Annotated in this window: 19 protein-coding genes; 7 read left to right on the top strand and 12 right to left on the bottom strand. The window is 66.9% G+C overall.

Annotated elements, in window-relative coordinates; genetic code table 11:
• Nucleotides 1-206 precede the first annotated feature (206 nt).
• Both WBR68_RS09485 and WBR68_RS09480 read right to left on the bottom strand, forming a co-directional pair.
• The gene (locus tag WBR68_RS09485) at nucleotides 207-1,091 is read right to left on the bottom strand and encodes a DMT family transporter (protein ID WP_050448015.1); all 885 of its coding nucleotides are present in this window, start codon (nucleotides 1,089-1,091) and stop codon (nucleotides 207-209) included.
• The gene (locus WBR68_RS09480) at nucleotides 1,082-1,810 is read right to left on the bottom strand and encodes a GNAT family N-acetyltransferase (RefSeq protein ID WP_230694041.1); all 729 of its coding nucleotides are present in this window, start codon (nucleotides 1,808-1,810) and stop codon (nucleotides 1,082-1,084) included. The genes WBR68_RS09485 and WBR68_RS09480 overlap by 10 nt, the downstream gene beginning before the upstream one ends.
• A 335-nt stretch (nucleotides 1,811-2,145) precedes the next feature.
• Between WBR68_RS09480 and pdxR the strand changes: the two genes are divergently transcribed.
• Entirely contained in the window at nucleotides 2,146-3,654 is a 1,509-nt protein-coding gene (pdxR, locus tag WBR68_RS09475) for a MocR-like pyridoxine biosynthesis transcription factor PdxR (RefSeq protein WP_230694040.1), read from the top strand.
• On the opposite strand, the gene WBR68_RS09470 is transcribed toward pdxR, so the two are convergent.
• Together WBR68_RS09470 and WBR68_RS09465 are read right to left on the bottom strand one after the other, a co-directional pair.
• On the bottom strand, nucleotides 3,651-3,947 hold the full coding sequence (locus WBR68_RS09470) for a hypothetical protein (protein WP_230694039.1): 297 nt from the start codon (nucleotides 3,945-3,947) through the stop codon (nucleotides 3,651-3,653). The two genes, pdxR and WBR68_RS09470, sit on opposite strands and share 4 nt — an antisense overlap.
• Nucleotides 3,947-4,579, bottom strand: a complete 633-nt coding sequence (locus WBR68_RS09465; protein WP_230694038.1) for a LysE family translocator — start codon at nucleotides 4,577-4,579, stop codon at nucleotides 3,947-3,949. The genes WBR68_RS09470 and WBR68_RS09465 overlap by 1 nt, the downstream gene beginning before the upstream one ends.
• A 227-nt stretch (nucleotides 4,580-4,806) precedes the next feature.
• On the opposite strand from WBR68_RS09465, the gene WBR68_RS09460 reads away from it, so the two are divergent.
• Nucleotides 4,807-5,628 (top strand): DUF72 domain-containing protein, encoded by an 822-nt coding sequence (locus WBR68_RS09460; protein ID WP_230694037.1) that lies wholly within the window; start codon nucleotides 4,807-4,809, stop codon nucleotides 5,626-5,628.
• 2 nt (nucleotides 5,629-5,630) lie between these two features.
• Here the strand turns inward: WBR68_RS09460 and gorA are convergent, their stop codons facing one another.
• Nucleotides 5,631-6,989 carry a glutathione-disulfide reductase gene (gene gorA / locus WBR68_RS09455; RefSeq protein ID WP_230694036.1) on the bottom strand — a complete coding sequence of 453 codons (1,359 nt, stop codon included), beginning with the start codon at nucleotides 6,987-6,989 and terminating at the stop codon, nucleotides 5,631-5,633.
• Between the two features lie 120 nt (nucleotides 6,990-7,109).
• Here gorA and WBR68_RS09450 point away from each other — a divergent pair, with 120 nt between their 5' ends.
• Complete coding sequence (locus WBR68_RS09450) at nucleotides 7,110-7,814, top strand: aspartate/glutamate racemase family protein (RefSeq protein WP_050448022.1); 705 nt, start codon at nucleotides 7,110-7,112, stop codon at nucleotides 7,812-7,814.
• A gap of 6 nt (nucleotides 7,815-7,820) precedes the next feature.
• On the opposite strand, the gene WBR68_RS09445 is transcribed toward WBR68_RS09450, so the two are convergent.
• Nucleotides 7,821-8,531 (bottom strand): Crp/Fnr family transcriptional regulator, encoded by a 711-nt coding sequence (locus WBR68_RS09445; protein WP_230694035.1) that lies wholly within the window; start codon nucleotides 8,529-8,531, stop codon nucleotides 7,821-7,823.
• 180 nt (nucleotides 8,532-8,711) lie between these two features.
• Between WBR68_RS09445 and WBR68_RS09440 the strand changes: the two genes are divergently transcribed.
• The gene (locus tag WBR68_RS09440; RefSeq protein WP_230694034.1) at nucleotides 8,712-10,424 is read left to right on the top strand and encodes an acyl-CoA synthetase; all 1,713 of its coding nucleotides are present in this window, start codon (nucleotides 8,712-8,714) and stop codon (nucleotides 10,422-10,424) included.
• A 42-nt stretch (nucleotides 10,425-10,466) separates the two neighbouring features.
• Nucleotides 10,467-12,236: an acyl-CoA dehydrogenase gene (locus WBR68_RS09435; RefSeq protein ID WP_230694033.1), complete on the top strand. Its 1,770-nt coding sequence runs from the start codon at nucleotides 10,467-10,469 to the stop codon at nucleotides 12,234-12,236.
• On the opposite strand, the gene WBR68_RS09430 is transcribed toward WBR68_RS09435, so the two are convergent.
• Nucleotides 12,218-13,411: an MFS transporter gene (locus WBR68_RS09430; protein ID WP_230694062.1), complete on the bottom strand. Its 1,194-nt coding sequence runs from the start codon at nucleotides 13,409-13,411 to the stop codon at nucleotides 12,218-12,220. The genes WBR68_RS09435 and WBR68_RS09430 overlap by 19 nt on opposite strands.
• Before the next feature lie 183 nt (nucleotides 13,412-13,594).
• Here WBR68_RS09430 and WBR68_RS09425 point away from each other — a divergent pair, with 183 nt between their 5' ends.
• A complete protein-coding gene (locus tag WBR68_RS09425; protein WP_230694032.1) occupies nucleotides 13,595-14,053 on the top strand; it encodes a winged helix-turn-helix transcriptional regulator in 459 nt (152 codons plus the stop codon).
• On the opposite strand, the gene WBR68_RS09420 is transcribed toward WBR68_RS09425, so the two are convergent.
• The 4 genes from WBR68_RS09420 to WBR68_RS09405 form a co-directional block, all read right to left on the bottom strand.
• Entirely contained in the window at nucleotides 14,050-15,078 is a 1,029-nt protein-coding gene (locus WBR68_RS09420; protein ID WP_230694031.1) for a pyridoxamine 5'-phosphate oxidase family protein, read from the bottom strand. The genes WBR68_RS09425 and WBR68_RS09420 overlap by 4 nt on opposite strands.
• Nucleotides 15,079-15,141: 63 nt before the next feature.
• Nucleotides 15,142-15,771, bottom strand: a complete 630-nt coding sequence (locus tag WBR68_RS09415) for a glutathione S-transferase family protein (RefSeq protein WP_230694030.1) — start codon at nucleotides 15,769-15,771, stop codon at nucleotides 15,142-15,144.
• 139 nt (nucleotides 15,772-15,910) lie between these two features.
• Nucleotides 15,911-16,816, bottom strand: coding sequence for a LysR family transcriptional regulator (locus WBR68_RS09410; RefSeq protein WP_050448030.1), 906 nt, complete (start codon nucleotides 16,814-16,816; stop codon nucleotides 15,911-15,913).
• The gene (locus tag WBR68_RS09405; protein ID WP_050448031.1) at nucleotides 16,813-17,778 is read right to left on the bottom strand and encodes a LysR substrate-binding domain-containing protein; all 966 of its coding nucleotides are present in this window, start codon (nucleotides 17,776-17,778) and stop codon (nucleotides 16,813-16,815) included. The genes WBR68_RS09410 and WBR68_RS09405 overlap by 4 nt, the downstream gene beginning before the upstream one ends.
• A 108-nt stretch (nucleotides 17,779-17,886) precedes the next feature.
• On the opposite strand from WBR68_RS09405, the gene WBR68_RS09400 reads away from it, so the two are divergent.
• Nucleotides 17,887-19,296, top strand: a complete 1,410-nt coding sequence (locus WBR68_RS09400; protein ID WP_230694029.1) for an MFS transporter — start codon at nucleotides 17,887-17,889, stop codon at nucleotides 19,294-19,296.
• Here the strand turns inward: WBR68_RS09400 and WBR68_RS09395 are convergent.
• Nucleotides 19,253-20,257, bottom strand: a complete 1,005-nt coding sequence (locus tag WBR68_RS09395) for a LysR substrate-binding domain-containing protein (protein WP_230694028.1) — start codon at nucleotides 20,255-20,257, stop codon at nucleotides 19,253-19,255. The genes WBR68_RS09400 and WBR68_RS09395 overlap by 44 nt on opposite strands.
• Nucleotides 20,258-20,333: the final 76 nt, after the last annotated feature.

The raw sequence follows: 20,333 nt of genomic DNA, 5'->3' as shown, positions 1-20,333 counted from the left end.
CTTGCGTCGGTCTTGCCGCGCTTCACCCATCCTACGGGCGACGGTTGGTGATGGGTTGCGCGCGATTGGCGGGGTGTTCTTGCGCCGGTCTTGCCGCGCTTCACCCATCCTACGGGCCATCGTACGGGTGGACGTTCGTAGGATGGGTGGAGTGCGAGATGCTACGCACCGGGGAACTGCCGTCCAGCGCACGTAACCCATCTCGCTCAGCCACGCCCGCGCCCCAGGTTCAACACGATCAACGCCGCGCCCGCCAGCACGAATGCGAATCCCCACCAGTCGGCCGCGCCGGGTCTGTCGCCAACCAGGGCCATTGCGCCCAGCACGCCTACCACCGGCACCATCAATGTCGTCAACGCCGCGACCGTGGCGCTGACGCGCTCGCTCAGCACAAACCACAGCCAATACGCCACCGCGGTGCCCAGAATGATGTGGAAGGACAGCGCCGCCACGATGCGACCGTTCCAACCCTGGGTGGGAAACGACTCACCCGCGATCAACACACCGGTCAGCGCGCAGGCGGCGCCTACGGCCAGTTGCCATGCCGTGATGACGATGCGATGCCCGTTCACGGGCCAGCGCTTCAGATAGACGGTACCGGCCGCCCAGCCGAACGCCGCCACCAGCGGAAAGATCAAACCCTTGGTTGCCGCCAGATCGTGGTCCGCGAACACCGCGTGCAGCACGGGCCACGCCAGGATCGCCACGCCTATCGCCCCCAGCGTCAAGGCCAGCCCGCGACGCCGGTCCAGGCGTTCGCCGAGGACCAGCCACGCCAGCACCGCCGACATCATGGGCATGGTGAAGGTCAGCACCGCCGCGCGCGACGTACTGGTGCTGAGCTGCGCCCAGGCCACCGCCAGATTGAAGACGGCCACGGCCAGCACGCCGCCGACAACTATGCCTGGCCAGGAATCGCGCGGCGGCAGCAACGCCAACCGTTTCGCGCGCGCCAGCAGCAGCAACAGAATGGCGCCGCTGCCCAGCCCCAGCACGCGCAGCGTAAACGGCGGGAAGATCGCCAAGATGATTTTCACCGCCGGCCAGTTCAAACCCCAGAACAGGGCCAACGCCACCGGGATCAGGCGCACGCGGCTTTTTCCATGGCGCTCAGTTCGGACAGCCCCTGGCGCTGCTTGCCTTGCTCGTCGAAATTCGCGGGATCCAGCCAGCGCTCGTAAGCGGCGCGCAACGCTGGCCATTCGCTATCGATGATCGAGAACCACGCCGTGTCACGGCTACGGCCCTTGTAGATCGTCGCTTGGCGGAAGACACCTTCAAACTGGAACCCCAGCCTTGCGGCGGCCTGGCGCGACGGCGCGTTCAGGCTGTCGCACTTCCATTCGTAGCGGCGGTAACCCAGCTCGTCGAACGCGCGGCGCATCAGCAGGAACTGCGCTTCGGTAGCGATGCGGGTGCGCTTGAGCTGGCGCGAGAACGACACGAAGCCGACCTCGATGACGCCATTGGCCGGGTCGATGCGCATCAAGGCCAGCGTGCCGATAGCCCGACCCGTTTCCAGGTCGATGATGGCGTGATGCAGCGGATCGTTGCCCGCCTGGGCGGCTTCGGCAAAGGCGCGGTACGCGGCTTCGTCGGCGAAGGGGCCGACGCCCATGTAGGTCCAGTCGCTATCGTCCGGCGCCTGGCTGAAAGCCCGGTACAAGTCCGCCGCATGACGTTCGGCGGACAGCGGTTCCAGCCGGCAGTAGCGGCCGGTGATCGGGGTCAGCGGAGGCCGCGGGCGCGGCGTCCAGCCGGGTACGTCGGGGCCGATGGGTTGTTGGAAAGCATTGACGCGGGGTGGCATGCGGCGGGGCCTCATCAAGGGGTAAGCGCGCGCCGCCGACCGTGGCGGACGCAACACGCATGGCCTCACGATATCGGAATCGTGGCATCATAAAAAGCACCACGTCTGCGGAATTTAATGGGGCCATGAATATGCCAGCACAGGCACCGACGCAGGCAGCAGCCCCGGCACCATCGCAGGTGCCATCCTCTGCGCCATTGCACGTGCCAACCCCAGCGCCATCGCAGATGCCAACCCCGGCGCCATCACATGTGCCAACCCCGGCGCCATTGCACGTGCCAGCCCAGGCGCCATCGCAAGCGTCAAGCCCGGCGCCAACCCAAACACCAACCCAAATGCCAAGCCCGAACATTCCCGCCGACAGCGCCCTGCTATCCAGCCCGCTTGCGCGTGGCCCCGGCGCGCTGCCCCGCCAGCGCCAGCTAATCCAGCGCTTGAAGCAAGCCATCCTGGCCGGTCAATTGCCGGCCGGCGGCAAGCTGCCATCGTCGCGCTCGCTGTCCGAAGACCTGGCCATTTCGCGCAACACGGTGCTGATCGCCTATGAGCAATTGACGGCCGAAGGCTATGTCGTTGCCGACCGCCAGGGCACGCGCGTTGCTCCCTTGTCGGCGCCGCTGTCGGCGTCCTTGTCCACGGCTCGCCTGCCTTCAGCGGCCCGCACCGCCAAGCGCACCTTGCCCCCTGCTCCCGCCACCGCCACGCGCCTGTCGCGCATTGTGGCCACGCGCGCGCCCAGCGACAGTTCGCTGCCGCTGACACCCGGCACGCCGGCCCTGACCCAATTTCCCCTGAACGCCTGGCGCCGTGCGCAAGAGCGCGCCCTGCACGCCGCGCCCGCCGCCACGCTGGGCTACGGCCACCCGATAGGTGAACCCGCGCTGCGCGAAGCCATCGCTCAATACCTGCGCGTGTCGCGAGGCGTGCACTGCGACGCCTCGCGCATCATCATCACCGAAGGCGCCCAAGGCGCCTTGGCCTTGTGCGTGCAATTGCTGACCAACCCGGGCGACACGGCCTGGCTGGAAGACCCCGGCTATCGCGGCGCCAAGTCGGCCTTTCATGCTGGTGACCTGAACGTGGTGGCCATGCGTGTGGACGCCGACGGCATCGTCATCCCCGAAGACGCCTGGCGCACGCAACCGCCGCGCCTGATCCAGACCACGCCCACGCACCAATACCCCACGGGCGCCGTGCTGTCGGTGGCGCGCAGGCTGGATTTGCTGGAACGCGCGCGGCGCGCGGGCGCATGGATCATCGAAGACGATTACGACAGCGAATTCCGCCATCAGGGCGAACCCATCGCCGCCATGCAGGGGCTGGTGCCCAACGCGCCCGTGCTGTACGTGGGCACCTTCAGCAAGACGCTGTTCCCCGCCTTGCGGCTGGGCTTTCTGGTGCTGCCCGAGGCGCTTGCACAGACGGCGCTGCCTTCGGTCGTTGAGATGCTGCGCGGCGGCCATCGGCTGGAACAACTGACCCTGGCCGCCTTCATCGACAACGGCCAGTTTTCGCGCCACCTGGGCCGCATGCGGCGCCTATACCGTGAACGGCAAGCCGCTTTGCGCGACGCATTGTCCACCCATTTGCGCGTTGACCACGAGGTGCTGGGCGGGCACAGCGGGCTGCATCTGACGGTGCGCCTGCCCCCCGACATTCCGGATCAGGCCATCGTGGCGCAGGCGCGGCAAGCGGGCATGAACCCCAGCGCGCTATCGTCGTTCGCCATAACGCCGCGCCCCGAAGACAACGGCCTGGTCATCGGCTACGGCAACACCAGCGCCGACCATTTCCCCACCCTGATCAAACGGCTGGGGGACTTTGCGCGCCAGGCACGCCGCTAATTCACCAAGCCGCCCAGCACCAGCACCGCCAGCACCAGCCAGAACAAAAAGCCCAGGATCGAGCGGCGCAGCAAGGCCTTGACGGCGGCCCACAGGAACATCAGCCCCAGCACCAGCAAGACAAAATTGAATATCGATGGGCTCATGCCCATGGCCTTGGACAGCCCGCCATAGAAGTCGCCCAAGGCGCCGCCCAAACCACCCAGCAGCCACTTGATGCCCGCCACCACCGCGCGCAGCGCTTCGCCGAGCATGACGCCCAGCGACCCGAAGAATCCGTCGTCCTGGGGCATCAGCGGCGCGTGTCCATCAGCATGCGCACGGCCAGGCCGGCCAGCACGGTTCCCATCAGCCAGCGCTGTATCACCATCCACAACGGGCGCCCCGCCAGGAAGCCGGCGATGGAACCCGCGGTGATGGCGATGACGGCATTGACCGACAGGCTGATCATCACTTGCGTCATCCCCAAGGCAATCGACTGCGTGAACACGCTGCCGTGATCCGGCTGGATGAACTGCGGCAGCAGGGACACATACATCACCGCGATCTTCGGGTTGAGCAGGTTGGTGACCAGGCCCATCGTGAACAGGGTGCGCGGGCTGCTCTTGGGCAACTCACGCACCTGGAACGGCGAACGGCCGCCCGGCCGGATGGCCTGCCAGGCCATGTACAGCAGATACAGGGCGCCGCCGATACGCAGCGCGTCATAGGCCATGGGCACTGTCAGCAGCAAGGCCGTGATGCCGAAGGCCGCGCAACAGACATAGAAGATGAACCCGACCGCCACGCCGCCCAGCGAAATCAGGCCAGCGCGCGCGCCTTGTGAAATCGAGCGCGACACCAGGTAGATCATGTTCGGGCCGGGGGTCAGCACCATGCCCAGCGAAACCAGGGCAAACGTCAAAAGATGGGTCAGGTCAGGCATGTTGAGCCGGCGCACGCCGGGTGTCGTCGAAAATCGATTCGCACACGTTATCGCAAAACTGTATCGGAACAGGAATTTTTTTGATGTTCCCAAACCCGCTTTCATCTCGTATCGCCGATGCCACACCCACGTGGACAGGGCCTGCCGTTCAGCATTCGCGCCTTTACGACCGTGCCAGGCTAGCGATACATTGAACCGAATCGTTCGACTGTACGGAGCACCTGGACATGCCGAAGCGTCATCCGTCCGGAGGGGCAGGCCCCATCATCCGAGTCGGCATCGGCGGCTGGACCTACGCCCCCTGGCGCGGCGCCTTCTACCCGGAAGGCCTGCCCCATGCGCGCGAACTGGAATATGCCAGCCAGCGGCTCACCGCCATCGAAATCAATGGCACCTACTACAGCACGCAGAAGCCGGCCACCTTCGCCAAGTGGCGCGACGAGACGCCGGACGGCTTTGTCTTTTCGCTGAAGGCCTCGCGCTACGCGACCAACCGGCGTGATCTGGCGGGCGCGAAAGATTCCATCCTTCGATTCGTGAACAGCGGCATCGCCGAACTGGGTCCCAAGCTGGGGCCGGTGGTGTGGCAGTTTGCGCCCACCAAGACCTTTAACGCCGAGGATTTCGGCGCATTCCTGGCGCTGCTGCCGGACGAAGTCGATGGCCTGCCGCTGCGCCACGTGCTGGACGTGCGCCACCCCAGCTTTGCCTGCGAGGAATATCTGGATTTGGCCCGCCGCCACCGCGCCGCCACGGTCTACACCGATAGCGAGGATTTTCCGTCTATTGCCGATCGCACCGCCGACTTTGTCTACGCACGCTTGATGCGCGCAAGCACCGCGTTCAGGGCGGGCTATGCGCCCAAGGTGCTGGACGCCTGGGCCGAACGCCTGCGCACCTGGGCGCGCGGCGCCGACCCGGCCGACCTGCCCCGCATCGGCCAGCCGCCGTCTGGGGCGGCCCGCCCGCAGGACGTTTATGCCTTTTTCATCAACGGGGCGAAGGAACGCGCACCGGCGGCGGCGCGCGCCATGATCGAACGGCTGTAGCCTTATTGCGCGACCGGCGTGCGCAACGTCACGAACTCTTCGGCGGCCGTGGGGTGAATGCCGATGGTGTCGTCAAACACCTGCTTGGTGGCGCCCGCCTTCAGCGCCACGGCGATGCCCTGGATGATCTCGCCGGCATCCGGGCCCACCATGTGCACGCCCAACACGCGGTCCGTCTTGGCGTCCACGATCAGCTTCATCAGCGTCTTTTCCTGCGATTCCGTCAGCGTCAGCTTCATCGGCCGGAACCGGCTTTCGAAGAGCTTGACCTCGTGGCCGGCCTCGCGTGCTTCTTCGGTGGTCATGCCCACCGTGCCGATGTTCGGCAGGCTGAACACGGCGGTCGGAATCAGCTTGTAGTCAACCTTGCGGTATTCCTCGGGGCGGAACAGGCGGCGCGCCACGGCCATGCCTTCGGCCAGCGCCACCGGCGTCAGCGGCACGCGGCCGATCACGTCGCCAATGGCCAGAATGGAGGGCTCGGCCGTGCGGTATTCGTCGTCCACCTCGATAAAGCCATCTTCACGCAGCTTGACGCCGGTGTTCTCCAGGCCCAGGTTGTCCAGCATGGGCCGGCGTCCGGTGGCGTAGAACACGCAGTCGGTCTCAATCACCGAGCCGTCCTTCAGCGTGGCCGAAAGCGAGCCGTCGGGCTGCTTATCGATACGGGCAAGGTCCGTGAAAAAGCGCAGGTCGACGCCCTTCTTCGTGAGCTCGTCACGCAGATGCTCGCGCACGCCCTGGTCGAAGCCGCGCAGGAACAAGGGGCCGCGATAGGCCTGGACGGTTTGCGCGCCCATGCCATTGAAAATAGAGGCAAATTCCACGGCGATGTAGCCGCCGCCCACCACCAGCACGCGACGCGGCAGCGCCGGCAGGAAGAAGGCCTCGTTGGAGGTGATGGCGTGTTCCTTGCCCGGAATGTCTGGCACGCTGGGCCAGCCGCCCGTGGCCACCAGGATGTTGGCGGCGGTGTGGCGTTGGCCGTTGATCTCGACGGTATGCGGGTCGACGATGCGGGCATGGCCTTCCAGCAGCGTCACGCCGCTATTGACCAGCAAGTTGCGGTAAATGCCGTTAAGGCGCTCGATTTCGCGGTTCTTGTTGGCGATGAGCGTGGCCCAGTCGAAGGACGGTTTGCCCGTGGTCCAGCCAAAGCCGTGGGCCTGCTCGAAGTCTTCGCTGTAATGGGCGCCGTAGACCAGCAGCTTCTTGGGCACACAGCCCACGTTGACGCAGGTGCCGCCCAGGTAGCGGCTTTCCGCCACGGCCACGCGCGCGCCGAAGCCCGCGGCAAAGCGCGCCGCGCGCACGCCGCCCGAGCCCGCGCCGATCACAAACAGATCAAAATCGAATGCCATATAGTTTCCTTCGCTAAAGCCCGAGGGCCCGCGTTCGCTTTCCGGGAAAACCGTATTTAACACTACCGGGGCGCGCCCTGCCCTTAAGCTCTGGCAAGATTCCCCAAAGGAAACCACACCATGAACACTTCCCCCCTGCACATCGGTATCGTCGCCTGCTCCGCCGAGGGCGCTGCGTTGTGCTATCGCACGCTGTGCGCGGAAGGCGCGCAGCGCATGGGGCCGCATGCGCACCCCGAAATTTCCCTGCATACGCATTCGCTGGCGGATTACGTGGTTTGCCTGGACCAGGGCGACCTGCCCGGCGTGGGCGCGTTGATGCTGTCGTCGGCCGGCAAGCTGGCGCGCGCGGGCGCCGACTTCCTGATCTGCCCCGACAACACCATTCACCAGGCGCTGGGCCATGTGCTGCCGGATTCCCCGCTGCCCTGGCTGCATATCGCCGAAGAGGTCGCGGCCGAGGCGCGTGCGCGCGGCTACCGGCGCATCGGCATCCTGGGCACGCGCTGGCTGGTCGACAGCAGCGTCTACCCGGACAAGCTGGGTGCACAGGGGCTGGACTACCTGCGCCCCGCCGAAGCAGACCGCATCACGCTGGCCCGCATCATCATGGACGAACTGGTCTACGGTGAATTCAAACCCGAATCGGTGGCGCGGCTGCAAGGCATCGTCGAACGCCTGCGCGACGCCGGCTGCGATGCCGTGGTGCTGGGCTGCACCGAGTTGCCGCTGGTGTTGAACGACGGCAATTGCGCCCTGCCCACGCTGGATTCCACCCGCATCCTGGCGCGCGCCGCGCTGGCCCGCGCCCTGGCGCCGCGCTGAGCTCGCCTAAATCTGGTCCAGCCCGAACTGCCGCAGGCGGTTCAGGTCCAGCACCTTGATCTGGTGGTACGCCAGCGCCAGGATTCCGGCGTCCGCCAGCGTCTGCAAAGCCTGGTTCACCCGCTGGCGCGACAAGCCCGTCAGGAAACCCAGTTCTTCCTGCGAAATGGCCAGCGTCAGGTCGGTGGACGGATACAACTGCGGGTTGAACAACTGCGCCAGGGATTGCGCCACGCGCGCATCAGCGTCCAGCAAGCGGTGGTTCTGGATGGACGCAATGAACTCGCCCATGCGGTCGTTCAACTGGCCAATGACGAAATGCGAAAACGGCAGGCTGGCGGCAAGCAGCGCGTGAAAGGTCGCGGCCGGCACCAACAACACCAGCGACGGCTGGATCGCCACCACATCGTATTTGCGCAGTTCGCGCTTGATGACGCTGCCCTCGCCAAACCAGCCGCCACGCGGCACGCCGGAAAACGTGCAACTGCGCCCCGATTCGTTATAGATGGCCAGCTTCAGCAGCCCCGTATGCACGCCCAGCCAGTAGTCCGAGGGCGCGTTGCGCCGCGCAATCCAGGCCCCGTTCGCCACGTGCTCCGCCCGTGACGTCGCCAGCACCAGATCCTGATGTCGGGCCTCCAGCGCGCCGAACCAGGCACAGGCCCGGAACAGGCTGGCCAGCTCGGCATCGGAAACAATGTTTGAAACGTCGGACATGGGCGGAACCGTGTAAAACTGGGAGTTTTCGGGGTCGGCCGGCGGTCTGTCATGCAGGCGACAGACAGTATTTTCCGGCCGCCCCTAAGCTCACGCAAGCGACGGGAATCAAGCTTCCCGCAATCAGCACACCTCGAACAAGACAGGGGCCGCACGACGAGCCCCATTCGGAGACTAGGCATGAGCAGCATGTTCGACCATGGTTTGGGGCGCCGCGACGCCAACTACACCCCTTTGACGCCCGTGGACTTCATCGCCCGCGCGGCGGAAGTCTATGGCCACCGGCTGGCCGTGGTGCACGGCCAGGTACGGCGCACATGGGGCCAGACCTACGAACGCGCCCAGCGGCTGGCCAATGCATTGGAACGGGCCGGCATCAAGCGCGGCGACACCGTTGCCGTCATGCTGCCCAACATTCCCGCCATGGTTGAAGCCCACTTTGGCGTGCCGATGCTGGGCGCCGTGCTCAACACGCTGAACACCCGGCTGGATGCGCCCAGCGTGCTGTTCATGCTGGGCCACGGCGAAGCCCGCGCGCTGATCATCGACACCGAATACGCCGACATCGCCCAACGCGCCCGCGCCGAATTCCCCCACCTGACGGTTATCTCGGTCCATGACCTGGATGGCGCGCCCGCCACCCTGCCCGGCGCCATCGACTACGAGGCCTTTCTGGCCGACGCTCCCGCCCGCTACGACTGGCAGCCGCCCGCCGACGAATGGGACGCCATTGCACTGAACTACACGTCGGGCACCACCGGCGACCCCAAAGGCGTGGTCTACCACTATCGCGGCGCCTATATGAACGCCATCAGCAACATTCTTGAATGGGACATGCCCAAGCACGCGGTCTATCTGTGGACGCTGCCCATGTTCCATTGCAACGGCTGGTGCTTTCCCTGGACCGTCGCCGCGCGCGCGGGCGTGAACGTCTGCCTGCGCAAGTTCGACCCCAAGACGGTATTCGACCTGATCCGCGCCGAAGGCGTCACCCACTACTGCGGCGCGCCCATCGTGCAAAGCGCGCTGGCCAACGCGCCGGCCGAACTGCGCGCGGGCATCACGCACACCGTGCGCACCATGGTGGCGGGCGCCGCGCCGGCACCCGCCGTCATCGCCAAGATGCGCGAGATCGGCTTTGAACTGACCCACGTATATGGCCTGACCGAGGTCTACGGGCCGGCCGCCGTCTGCGCCCGCCAGGAAGCCTGGGACGCGCTGGACGACGAACGCCGCGCCATGCTGACCGCGCGCCAGGGCGTGCGCTACCACTTGCAGGCGGGCGTGTCCGTGCGCAACCCCGACACCATGCAGGAAGTGCCCGCCGACGAGCAGACCGTGGGCGAGATCATGTTCCGCGGCAACATCTGCATGAAGGGCTACCTGAAGAACGAACGCGCCACCGACGAGGCCTTCGCGGGCGGCTGGTTCCACACCGGTGACCTGGGCGTGATGACGCCGGACGGGTATGTGCGCATCAAGGACCGCAGCAAGGACATCATCATCTCGGGCGGCGAAAACATTTCCAGCATCGAAGTGGAAGACGCGCTCTATCGCCACCCCGCCGTGGCGGCCGTGGCCGTGGTGGCCATGCCCGACCCGAAGTGGGGCGAAACGCCGTGCGCCTTTGTCGAACTGAAGGCCGGCAGCACCGCCACCGCCGAAGAGATCATTGCGCATTGCAAGCTGCTGCTGGCGGGCTTCAAGGTGCCGCGCGCGGTCCGCTTCGGCGAACTGCCCAAGACCTCTACCGGCAAGATCCAGAAGTTTGAACTGCGCGCCGCCATCGGCGCGACCCAGGCCATTGACCTGGCCGGCCCGTCGGCAGGCACGTCGCCCGACACTTCCGCCGACGCCGCCCCCACCCAAGACACCCCCAACAAAGCCGCCTGAACGCCGGCGCCCCAGCCACCTTCATCCAGGAGTTTTTCGGCCATGACGTACCAAGCCCCCGTGAAAGACATGCTGTTTGTGTTGAACCATCTGGCCGGCCTGCCGCAAGTTGCCGCCCTGCCCGGTTTCGAGGAGGCCACGCCCGACACCGCCCAAGCCGTGCTGGAAGAATCCGCCCACTTCGCCGCTGAAGTACTGGCCCCGCTGAACCACCCGGCCGACCGCGAACCCAGCGCCTGGCGCGACGGCGCCGTCACCACCTCGCCCGGTTTCAAGCAGGCGTTTCGCCAATACACGGAAGCCGGCTGGCAAGGCATGTCGCATCCGCAGGAATACGGTGGCCAGGGCTTGCCCGGCCTGATCGGCTCGCCCTGCTCTGAAATGCTGAACGCCGCCAACCTGTCTTTCGCGCTGTGCCCCTTGCTGACCAACGGCGCCATCGAGGCGTTGTTGACGGCCGGTTCGCCGGAACTGAAAACACGCTTTATCGGCCCGATGATTTCCGGGCAGTGGACCGGCACCATGAACCTGACCGAGCCGCAAGCCGGGTCAGACCTGGCCATGATCCGCACGCGCGCGCAACCGGTGGGCGACGGCACGTACCGCCTGTCCGGCACCAAGATTTTCATCACCTATGGCGACCACGACCTGACCGAGAACATCCTGCATCTGGTGCTGGCGCGCTTGCCGGACGCGCCCGAGGGCGTGAAGGGTATTTCCCTGTTCCTGGTGCCCAAGTTCCTGGTCAACGAAGACGGCTCGCTGGGCGCGCGCAACGACGTCACCTGCGTGTCCATCGAACACAAGCTGGGCATCAAGGCCAGCCCCACGGCCACCTTGCAATTTGGCGACGCGGGCGGCGCGCAGGGCTATCTGGTCGGCCAGGAAAACCGTGGGCTGGACGCCATGTTCATCATGATGAACGCCGCGCGCTACGCGGTGGGCGTGCAGGGCATCGCCATTGCCGACCGCGCCTACCAGCACGCGCTGGCCTATGCCGCCGACCGCGTGCAAAGCCGCCCGGTGGACGGATCGGCGCGCGAGGCCGTGACCATCATCCATCACCCCGACGTGCGCCGCATGCTGGGCACCATGCGCGCTTTGACCGAGGCCGGCCGCGCGCTGGCTTACGTCACCGCCGGACACGCCGACCTGGCCCACGCCAGCCCCGACGCCGACGAACGCAAGCGCCATCTGGCCATCCAGGAATTCCTGGTGCCCATCGTCAAGGGCTGGTGCACCGAAATGTCCATCGACGTCGCCAGCCTGGGCGTGCAGGTGCATGGCGGCATGGGCTTCATCGAAGAAACCGGCGCGGCGCAGTACTACCGCGATGCCCGCATCCTGACCATCTATGAAGGCACCACCGCCATCCAGGCCAATGACCTGGTCGGCCGCAAGACCCTGCGCGACGGCGGCGCGGTGGCGCAAGGCCTGCTGGAAGCCATCCGCCAGACAGAAACGGAACTGGAATCGCGCAGCGAACCCGCCGCTGGCCTGGTGCTGAAGCCGCTACGCCAAGCCCGTCTGGCGCTGGCCAACGTGGTGGACTTCGTGCTAGCCAATGCCGCCAGCGCGCCGAACGCCGTGTTCGGTTCGGCCGTGCCTTATCTGCTGTTGGCGGGCACCACCTTGGCGGGTTGGCAGATGGCGCGCGCGCTCTTGGCCAGCCTGGAACACCAGGCTGAAGACCCTGAATTCCATCAGGCCAAGATCGCCACGGTGCAGACCTATGCCCTGCACAAGCTGACCCAGGCCCCTGGCCTGGCCGCCGTGGTGCTGGGGTCCAAGGACTACGCGGTGCAGCCCTGACCGGATGGTGGCGGCGCCGCCTTGGCGGGCAGCGTCGCCACCCAGAACAACAGCGCCGTCACGCTGATGGCGGCGCCCAGCGCGCAAACGCCCAGCCAGCCCGCGCGGGCATACACCGCCGTTGACGCAATCGCTCCCAGTCCACTGCCCACGGCGTAGAACATCATGTAGCCCCCGACCAGCCGGCTATGCGCCTGCGTGCTGATGCTGAAGATCATCGTCTGATTGGTCACATGCAGCGCTTGCAGCGCCACGTCCAGCACCAGCACGCCCAGCGCCAGGGCCCACAGGCTGTGGTCCAGCAGCGCGATGGGCGCCCACGCCAGGCACAGCAGCAACAGGCCCGCGCCGGTGGTGCGCTGGCCCAGGCCGCGATCGGCCCAACGGCCCGCGCGCGCCGCCATCAGCACGCCCAATACGCCCACCAGGCCAAACGCGCCCACCGCCGTGTGCGACAAGGAATGCGGCGGCGCGCTCAGCGGCAACACCAGCGCCGTCCAAAACGCGCTGATGGCCGCGAACATCAATAAGGCGATCATGCCCCGCACACGCAGCACGGGTTCCGTGGCCAGCAGCGTCGCCATCGAACGCAGCAGGGCAACGTAAGACAGACTTGCCGTGGGCAGCCGGCGTTGAGGCAAACGACGCATGAGCACCAGCGCCAGCACGGCAGCCAATACGGCCGACACCCCGTACACCGCCCGCCAGCCCCAGGCATCGGACACCACGCCCGCCACCGTGCGCGCCAGCAGCAGGCCGATCACCACCCCACCCTGCGCCGCGCCCACCACCCGGCCGCGTTCGTCGGGCGCGGCCAGGGCGGCGGACAGGGCCAGCAAACCCTGCGTCATCGCCGTGCCCAGCAGGCCCAGGGCCACCATGCCCGCCAGCAGCCAGGGCGTGTTGGCGGACAGCGCCACCGCCACCAGGGCCAGCATCAAGAGGCCCAACTGGCCCAGCATCAAGTGGCGCCGGTCCAGCAGATCGCCCAGCGGCACCACCAACAGCAGCGCCACCGCGCAGCCCAATTGGGTGGCCGTGACCACCACGCCCACCGCCCCCTGATCCAGCGCGAACTCGCGGCCGATGGCGTCCAGCAAGGGCTGCGCGTAATAGACGTTGGCCACGCTCAAGGCGCAAGCCACGGCCAGCAACATGACCAGCGAGGTCGGCATGGCGCTGGGTACGGAATCCGCTGAGCCGGCAGAGGTGGCATGGGTGTGGGATGGATCTGGCATGTCATTTACATGGTTTTATTACGAAACCAGAATGCTAGATCTTTAGGTTTTATAATGCAACCGTTCAGTTTGTGCCGTTTCCACCATCCCTTTGCCTTTACTTCCTTCCAAGGACCCACCATGGTCAAACGCACCAGCCTTGAAGGCGCCGCCTGTCCGGTGGCGCGCTCGTTAGACGCCATCGGCGACTGGTGGTCGCTGCTGATCGTGCGGGATGCGTTTGACGGCATCCGGCGGTTTGGCGAATTCCAGAAAAGCCTGGGCGTGGCGAAGAACATTCTTAGCGACCGGCTGCGCACGCTGGTCGCCCACGGCATTCTTGCCGTGGCCCCCGCCTCGGACGGCAGCGCCTACCAGGAATACGTGCTGACGGACAAAGGCCGCGCCTTGTTTCCCGTGATCGTCGGCTTGCGCCAATGGGGCGAAGACCATTATTACGGCCCCGCCGAAGCCCATTCGACGCTGATCGACCGCAAGCGCGGTCAGGCCGTGCGGCGCCTGGAAATCCGCGCGCAGGACGGCCGCCTGCTGGAGCCCGACGACACGGTCGTGCAGAAGACGACGCAGCCCGCCACTTAGGCTGGCCACTGCCCCGTGGCCAGCGCCGTCGGGGCGTAGTCGTTGAACCGCCAGCGCAGCGCCAAGGCGCCGGGGCGGCGCACCACGCGGCGCACGTGCACGCGCCACAGCCGTTCCGCGCCCGCGAAGGTCTGAATTTCGGGGCTGTCCAACACCACTTCCGCGCGGCCCGATACCTGCAACACGTCGCCCTGTTCAAAATCGATGAACAGCAGCCCGGCCCGCGGGTTCGCCGTCAAATTGCCCAGGGTGTTGAAAAAGCGGTTGCCCGAGAAGTCGGGAATGGTCAGCACATTGCCGTCCACCCGCACGAAGCCGGGCTTGCCGCCCCGGTGCGAGACATCCACCGCCCGACCGCGGCGCGGGGTGTTGGCCATGTCCAGGGGCACATCGGGATTCTCATCGAGGTTCACCTCGGGGTTCACCTCGGCATCCACATACGAGGCCACGAAAAACGTGTCCGACGCGCGAATCAGCGTGCGCGCTGCCTCGTCCAACTGGCTGGCCTCGGCTTGCGCCGTGGCAAGGCGCAACGAGGGCGGACGCGAAAAGCTGAAGTCGCGGGCCTGGATGTATTGCGGACAGTTGCCGAACGACTGCGTGACTGCCACATCAAAGCGCTGGCCATCCCAGGCGGCAATGCGGCCGTTCATGCGGTTGCGGCGGCGCGTGTGCAATTCAATCCCCAAGAGGCCCACCGGCTGGCCCAGACCCAGCCCCGCGCGCAGCGGGTCGTCGGCATCGGGCGCGGCGGCCACGCTTAGCGTGTACGGGTCGGGGGATACGGCAAAGCCCGGTTCGCCTTCCAGCACGCTGGCCCAGGGGTCGCCCTGCGGGTCCACCGACCCCATCACCAGGAAGGGCTGTTGCGCGAAGAACGCGCGGTGCTGGTCCGGCATGTAGTCGCGGATGACTTTGGGGCCAATCTGCGCCATGCGTTCGGCCACGCCGACACGCGTTTGCAGCAGGCGTTCGCCCGCATGCCAGGGAGACCCGTTGTGCGAAATAGCGTCAGCGTTCGTCATGATGCGGTCCTTGCCGTTGGGGATACTGCCGAAAGCGTTGATACCAATACGCCGATAGAGGCTTCAAGCCGCCTGCAGGCCCGCGGCGGTACGCGCCATGGGCACGAAGCCGGGCAGGTTCTCGATGCGGTCCAACCACGCGCGCACATGCGGGTAATCCGCCAGCGACACATTGCCTTCGGGTGCATGCGACACGTAGGCATAGCAAGCCACATCGGCGATCGTCGGCGTGGATCCCGTCAGGAAATCGCGGCCACTCAGTTCGCCGTTCATGACCTGCAACAAGGCATGCGCGCGCGCCAAGGTGGTGTCCGCGTCGTGGGCGGCGCCAAACACCGTGATCAGGCGCGCAGTGGCCGGGCCGTAGGCCAAGGGCCCCGCCGCCACCGACAGCCAACGTTGCACGGCGGCCGCGCCCACAGGGTCGCTGGGCAACCAGGCCTGGCCGCCGTAGCGCGTGGCCAGGTAAACCAGAATGGCGTTCGAGTCAGCCACCACCGTGCCGTTGTCATCAATCACCGGCACCTGGCCGAACGCATTCAGCGCCAGGAAGTCCGGACGCTTGTGTTCGCCGCCGCGCAGGTCCACGTCAACACGCTGGTGCGGCACGTTCAGCAGCGACAACATCAAGGCAACGCGGTGCGCGTGGCCAGACAGGGGAAAGCTATAGAAGACCAAGGGGGCAGCGGACATGGAGATTTCCAGGGTGGGTGAACGAGGACTCCATGTTGACCCTCCCCGCCCGCCGCGTGAACGGCCAGCCGCAACAAGACACTATTGCGGAAACTGAAAGGAAGGCCAGGAAAGCGCAGCGCCGCCCGTGCGCGGCGGCTCAAACCGGCAGCGCCGCCAGATCGCGGCGCAAGGCCTCTACGCAGAATTCAACAAAGCTGCGCACCTTGGCCGAACTGCGGCGGCCTTCCGGGTACACCACGTGCACCGGCATCGGCGGCAATTCGAAGTCGCGCAGCACCACCTGCAAGGCGCCGCTTTTCAGGTGGCGGGCCACCTGGTACGACACCACCTGCGTCAGCCCCCACCCTTCGCACGCGGCCAGCACGGCGGCCTGGAACGACGTGACCGTCAGTTGCGATGACACGTTCATCCGCCGTGGCTCGCCGTCCTGCATGAAGCGCCACTGCGCGCCGCGCCCTTCCATGGCCGCGGTGATCGTGCAAAAACGCGCCAGCGCATCAGGATGCTCGGGCGCGCCGTGTTCCTGCAAAAACGCGGGCGCGGCGCACACCACGCGGCGCACATGCCCGACGGGCACCGCCGTCAGCGTGGAATCCGGCAAGGCGCCGATGCGCACCGCAACGTCCACGCCCTCGTCCAGCAGGTTCACTACGCGGTCCACCAACAGCGTGCGCACCGAGACTTCACGGTGGGTGCGCAGATACCCCAGCACCACCGGCATTACATGCAGTTCGCCAAAAAGAGCCGGCGCAGTGACATGCAGCGCGCCGCGCGGCACCCCCATCACGCCGGCGGCGGCGTCATCGGCCTGCTCAACGTCTTCAAGAATGCGCCGGCAATCGGCGGCGTAGCGCTGGCCGGCTTCGGTCAGGCGCAGGCTGCGCGTGGTGCGCACCAGCAGCAAGGCGCCCAGCCGCCGCTCCAGCGCGGCGACGCTGCGCGTCACGGTGGGCGCGGACATATCCAGGCGCCGCGCGGCGGCGGCAAAGCTCTGCGCCTCGGCCACGGCCAGGAACACCGACATTTCTTGGAAGCGATTCATGGCTGGACCTTGGCGCTCGGGGCGTTGAATGAAGAGGACGAGGGAGACGAGGCCGCCCATGCCCTTGCGCTGTCCTGGATGCATTGCCGCACGATATCGCCCAAGGCGGCGGTGACGGCGTCGGGCTGCGCCTGGGCACGATACAGCGACAACGCAATCGACGGCAAAACCGGCAGGCCCTGTTCGCCCGGCGCCAGAGCCCGCACGCTGGCGGGCAGGCCCAAGGGCGTGCGCACGGTCAGGCCCAAACCCGCCGACACCGCCGCCCACAACCCCGCCAGGCTGGGGCTGGTGAACGCGGGCAACCAAGGCAGGCCGGCGCGCTCCAGCGCGTCCGTGGCACAAGTGCGGAACAGGCAAGGCGCCTCGAACGCCACCAGCGGCAGGTCACCATTACCATCGCCATTGCTGTCGCCATGGCTGCTGGCCGCGTACGTGGGCTGCGCGGGGCCGATCCAGCGCATGGGCAGATCCAGCAAACGCTGTGCATGCGGGACACGCGCGTCGTGGTCCCAGGCCAGGACCAGGTCCAACTGCCCCACCGCCAGCCGTTCCAGCAGCTCGGCATTGCGCGCGACCCGCGCTTCGACCCGCACCTTGGGATGCGCCCTGGCGAATTGGCCCAGCACCTGAGGCAATACCATTTCGCCGAAATCTTCCTGCATGCCCAGCCGCACGCGGCCGGCCAGCTCGCCGCCCTGCACCGCGCGCGCGGCCTGGTCGTTCAATTCCAACAAGCGGCGGCCATAGGCCAGCATGGTTTCCCCGGCCTCGGTCAGCGCCAGCCCGCGCCCGGCTTTGCGCAGCAGCGGCACGCCGGCCTGTTCCTCAAGCTTTTTCATCTGCGCGCTGATGGCGGAAGTCGAACGGCCCAGGCGGTCGGCCGCACGGCCGAAGCTGCCCAACTCCACCCCCGCGACAAAGCTGCGCAGCACATCCAGGTCAAAGGTCACCGGCCGCATGGAATAGTCCCGTTTTTCAAAACAATTGACTCAATATTTCCTGATTTTCAAAACGATAGCAGATGCGCAAACTAGCTGGGTCCTTGTTACCTGCCCTTGGAGTTCTGCATGTTCGTGCCCCTTGCGTCCGAATCAGCCCGCCCCACCCATCGCTGGAAAGTGCTGGCGGTGGGCGTGGCCGCCAACGCCGCCTTTTCCGCCGCGGCGGCGGGCTTGCCCACCACGGCGGTGTTCATGCGCGCCGGCTACCGCCTGGACAACGATCAGTTGGGCTTGGCGCTGGGCTTGATGGGCTTGGGCGTGGCCCTGTTCGAACTGCCCTGGGGCATGCTGACCGACCGCTGGGGCGACCGGCCGGTGCTGTTGACCGGCCTGGGCGCAACCGCCGCGGCGCTGGCCTGGATGAGCGGCTTTGCCTCGCCGGATGGCGTCACCGTACCCAGCCTGTGGCTGTTGGCGGTGGGCCTGGTGCTGGTCGGTGTGCTGGGCGGCAGTGTCAACGGCGCCAGCGGCCGGGCGGTAATGGCCTGGTTTGACGAAGGCGAGCGCGGCCTGGCCATGAGCATCCGCCAGACCGCCGTGCCCTTGGGCGGCGGCCTGGGCGCGCTGCTGCTGCCCTGGCTGGCGGCGCACGCGGGTTTCGCGGCGGTGTTCGGTGCCTTGGCGCTGATGTGCGCCGTGGCGGCGCTGCTTGCCGCTTGCTGGCTGCGCGAGCCGGTCAAGCGGGGCCAACCTGCCCAGCACGGCCAATCCGTCCAATCCGTCCCATCGGTCCAATCCGCCCAGCACGGCCAATCCGTCCAGTCCGCCCAATCCGCCCAACGCGCCATACCTGCCCACCGCTTGCCGGCCACGGGCCCAAGCATCGGCCCCTCGCCCCTGCGCGACGCGCGCGTCTGGCGCGCCGCCGCCGCCATCGGCCTGATGTGCTGCCCGCAATTTGCCGTGCTGACCTTCGCCACGGTGTTCCTGCACGACGTCGGCCATGCCGGCATCGGCACGCTGACCGCGGTGATGGTGGCGGTGCAACTGGGCGCCATGGTGGCGCGCATTGCCAGCGGCCGGTGGACCGATCGCCACGGCAACCGGCGCGCCTATCTGCGCCGCTGCGCGCAATTCAGCTTTCTGCTGTTTGCGGGGCTGGGCGCGGTGGCGTGGGCGGTCAGCGGTGCGCCCACGGCGGCGGGCGCGGTGTTTGCCATGGCGGGGCTGCTGGCGGCGGCAGGCATATGCGCGTCCGCCTGGCATGGCGTGGCGTATACCGAACTGGCCACGCTGGCGGGCGCCGCGCGCACCGGCACGGCGCTGGGCATGGCCAATAGCTGCGTCTACCTGGGCTTGTTCCTGACGCCGCTTGCCATTCCGCACGTGGTCGCGGCCAGTTCATGGCCCGCCGCCTGGGTGCTGGCGGGCGTGTTGATGCTGGCGGCGCTGCCCTTGTTGCCGCGCCCCGCCCTTCGGCAAGCCGCCGATGTCATGCCTGGAATTCCCGCGCCAGCCACGCCAGGAAAGCCTTGACCGGCGGATGGCGTTCGCGCCCGGGCGCGCACAACGCCTGGTAGGCCGCGCCCGGCACCCGCACCTGTGGCCGATAGGCGGCCAGTGTGCCGGCGCGCACGCTGTCGGACACCATCACGGAACTGGCCAGCACCAGCCCCTGTCCAGCGATGGCGGCCTGCAAGGCATAGTGTTCTTCTTCATAGGCGTGTACCGCCGACGGCGCCTGCCATGCCGGCAAACCCGCCGCCTGACACCAGGCGCGCCAGCCTTGGTCGTACAGATCGGAATCGCGCCAGCGCACGGTGACCAACGCCGGGGCGGGCGGGGGCGGGGACTGCGCTGTCTGGTTTTCGGTGCGGTTTTCCAAGCGCTTATCGGGGTGCTTCGTTGGCCGTATTTGCGTGCGCATTTGCGTGCGCTTTTGCGTGCGTTCTTCCTCGCTTTTTTCCAACTGGGCGATTTGCGACGGCGCACCGTAGACGCCGAACCATTCCGGCAACGTAGCCGCCGTATGCAGGGCCGGATACCGTTGGCGGCTGTAGCGCACCGCCACGTCCACGCTGGCGTCCTGCAACAGGTCAACCGCGTCCGCGCCGGTTTGCAGGTTCAGTTGGTATTGCGGACAGGCCTGGTGAAACCGCCCCAGGCGCGGCACCAGCCACAGCGCCGCGAAGGAATGCGTGGTGGACAGCGTCAACGCGCCCGATGCCGGTTCGGGACGCAAGGCGTCCAGCGTCTGCGCAATTTCCAGCAAGGCGCCATGCACACTGGCGAACAGACGCGCGCCGCTGTCGGTCAAGCGCACGCCACGCGGCACGCGGTCAAACAGCGCCACACCCACTTGGCGCTCCAGCAATTTGATCTGGTGCGACACCGCGGTGGGCGTCACGGCCAGTTCCGCCGAGGCCAGCTTGAAGCTGCGCAGCCGGGCGGCCGCCTCGAAGGCACGCAACGCGGTAACGGGCAGGGTGGCAAACATGGGTCTGGGGCTCCTTGTCGAGCCTTCCTTTGGATGAATTGAATTCATCTTAATCAAGGAATCGTCATTTGTCGCC

It is taken from the genome of Achromobacter sp. JD-1 (assembly GCF_038594925.1).
GTDB classification, from domain to species: domain Bacteria; phylum Pseudomonadota; class Gammaproteobacteria; order Burkholderiales; family Burkholderiaceae_B; genus Achromobacter; species Achromobacter spanius_C.
Note: the sequence above shows the minus strand (reverse complement) of the source record. Positions and strands in the feature narration are given on the sequence as shown.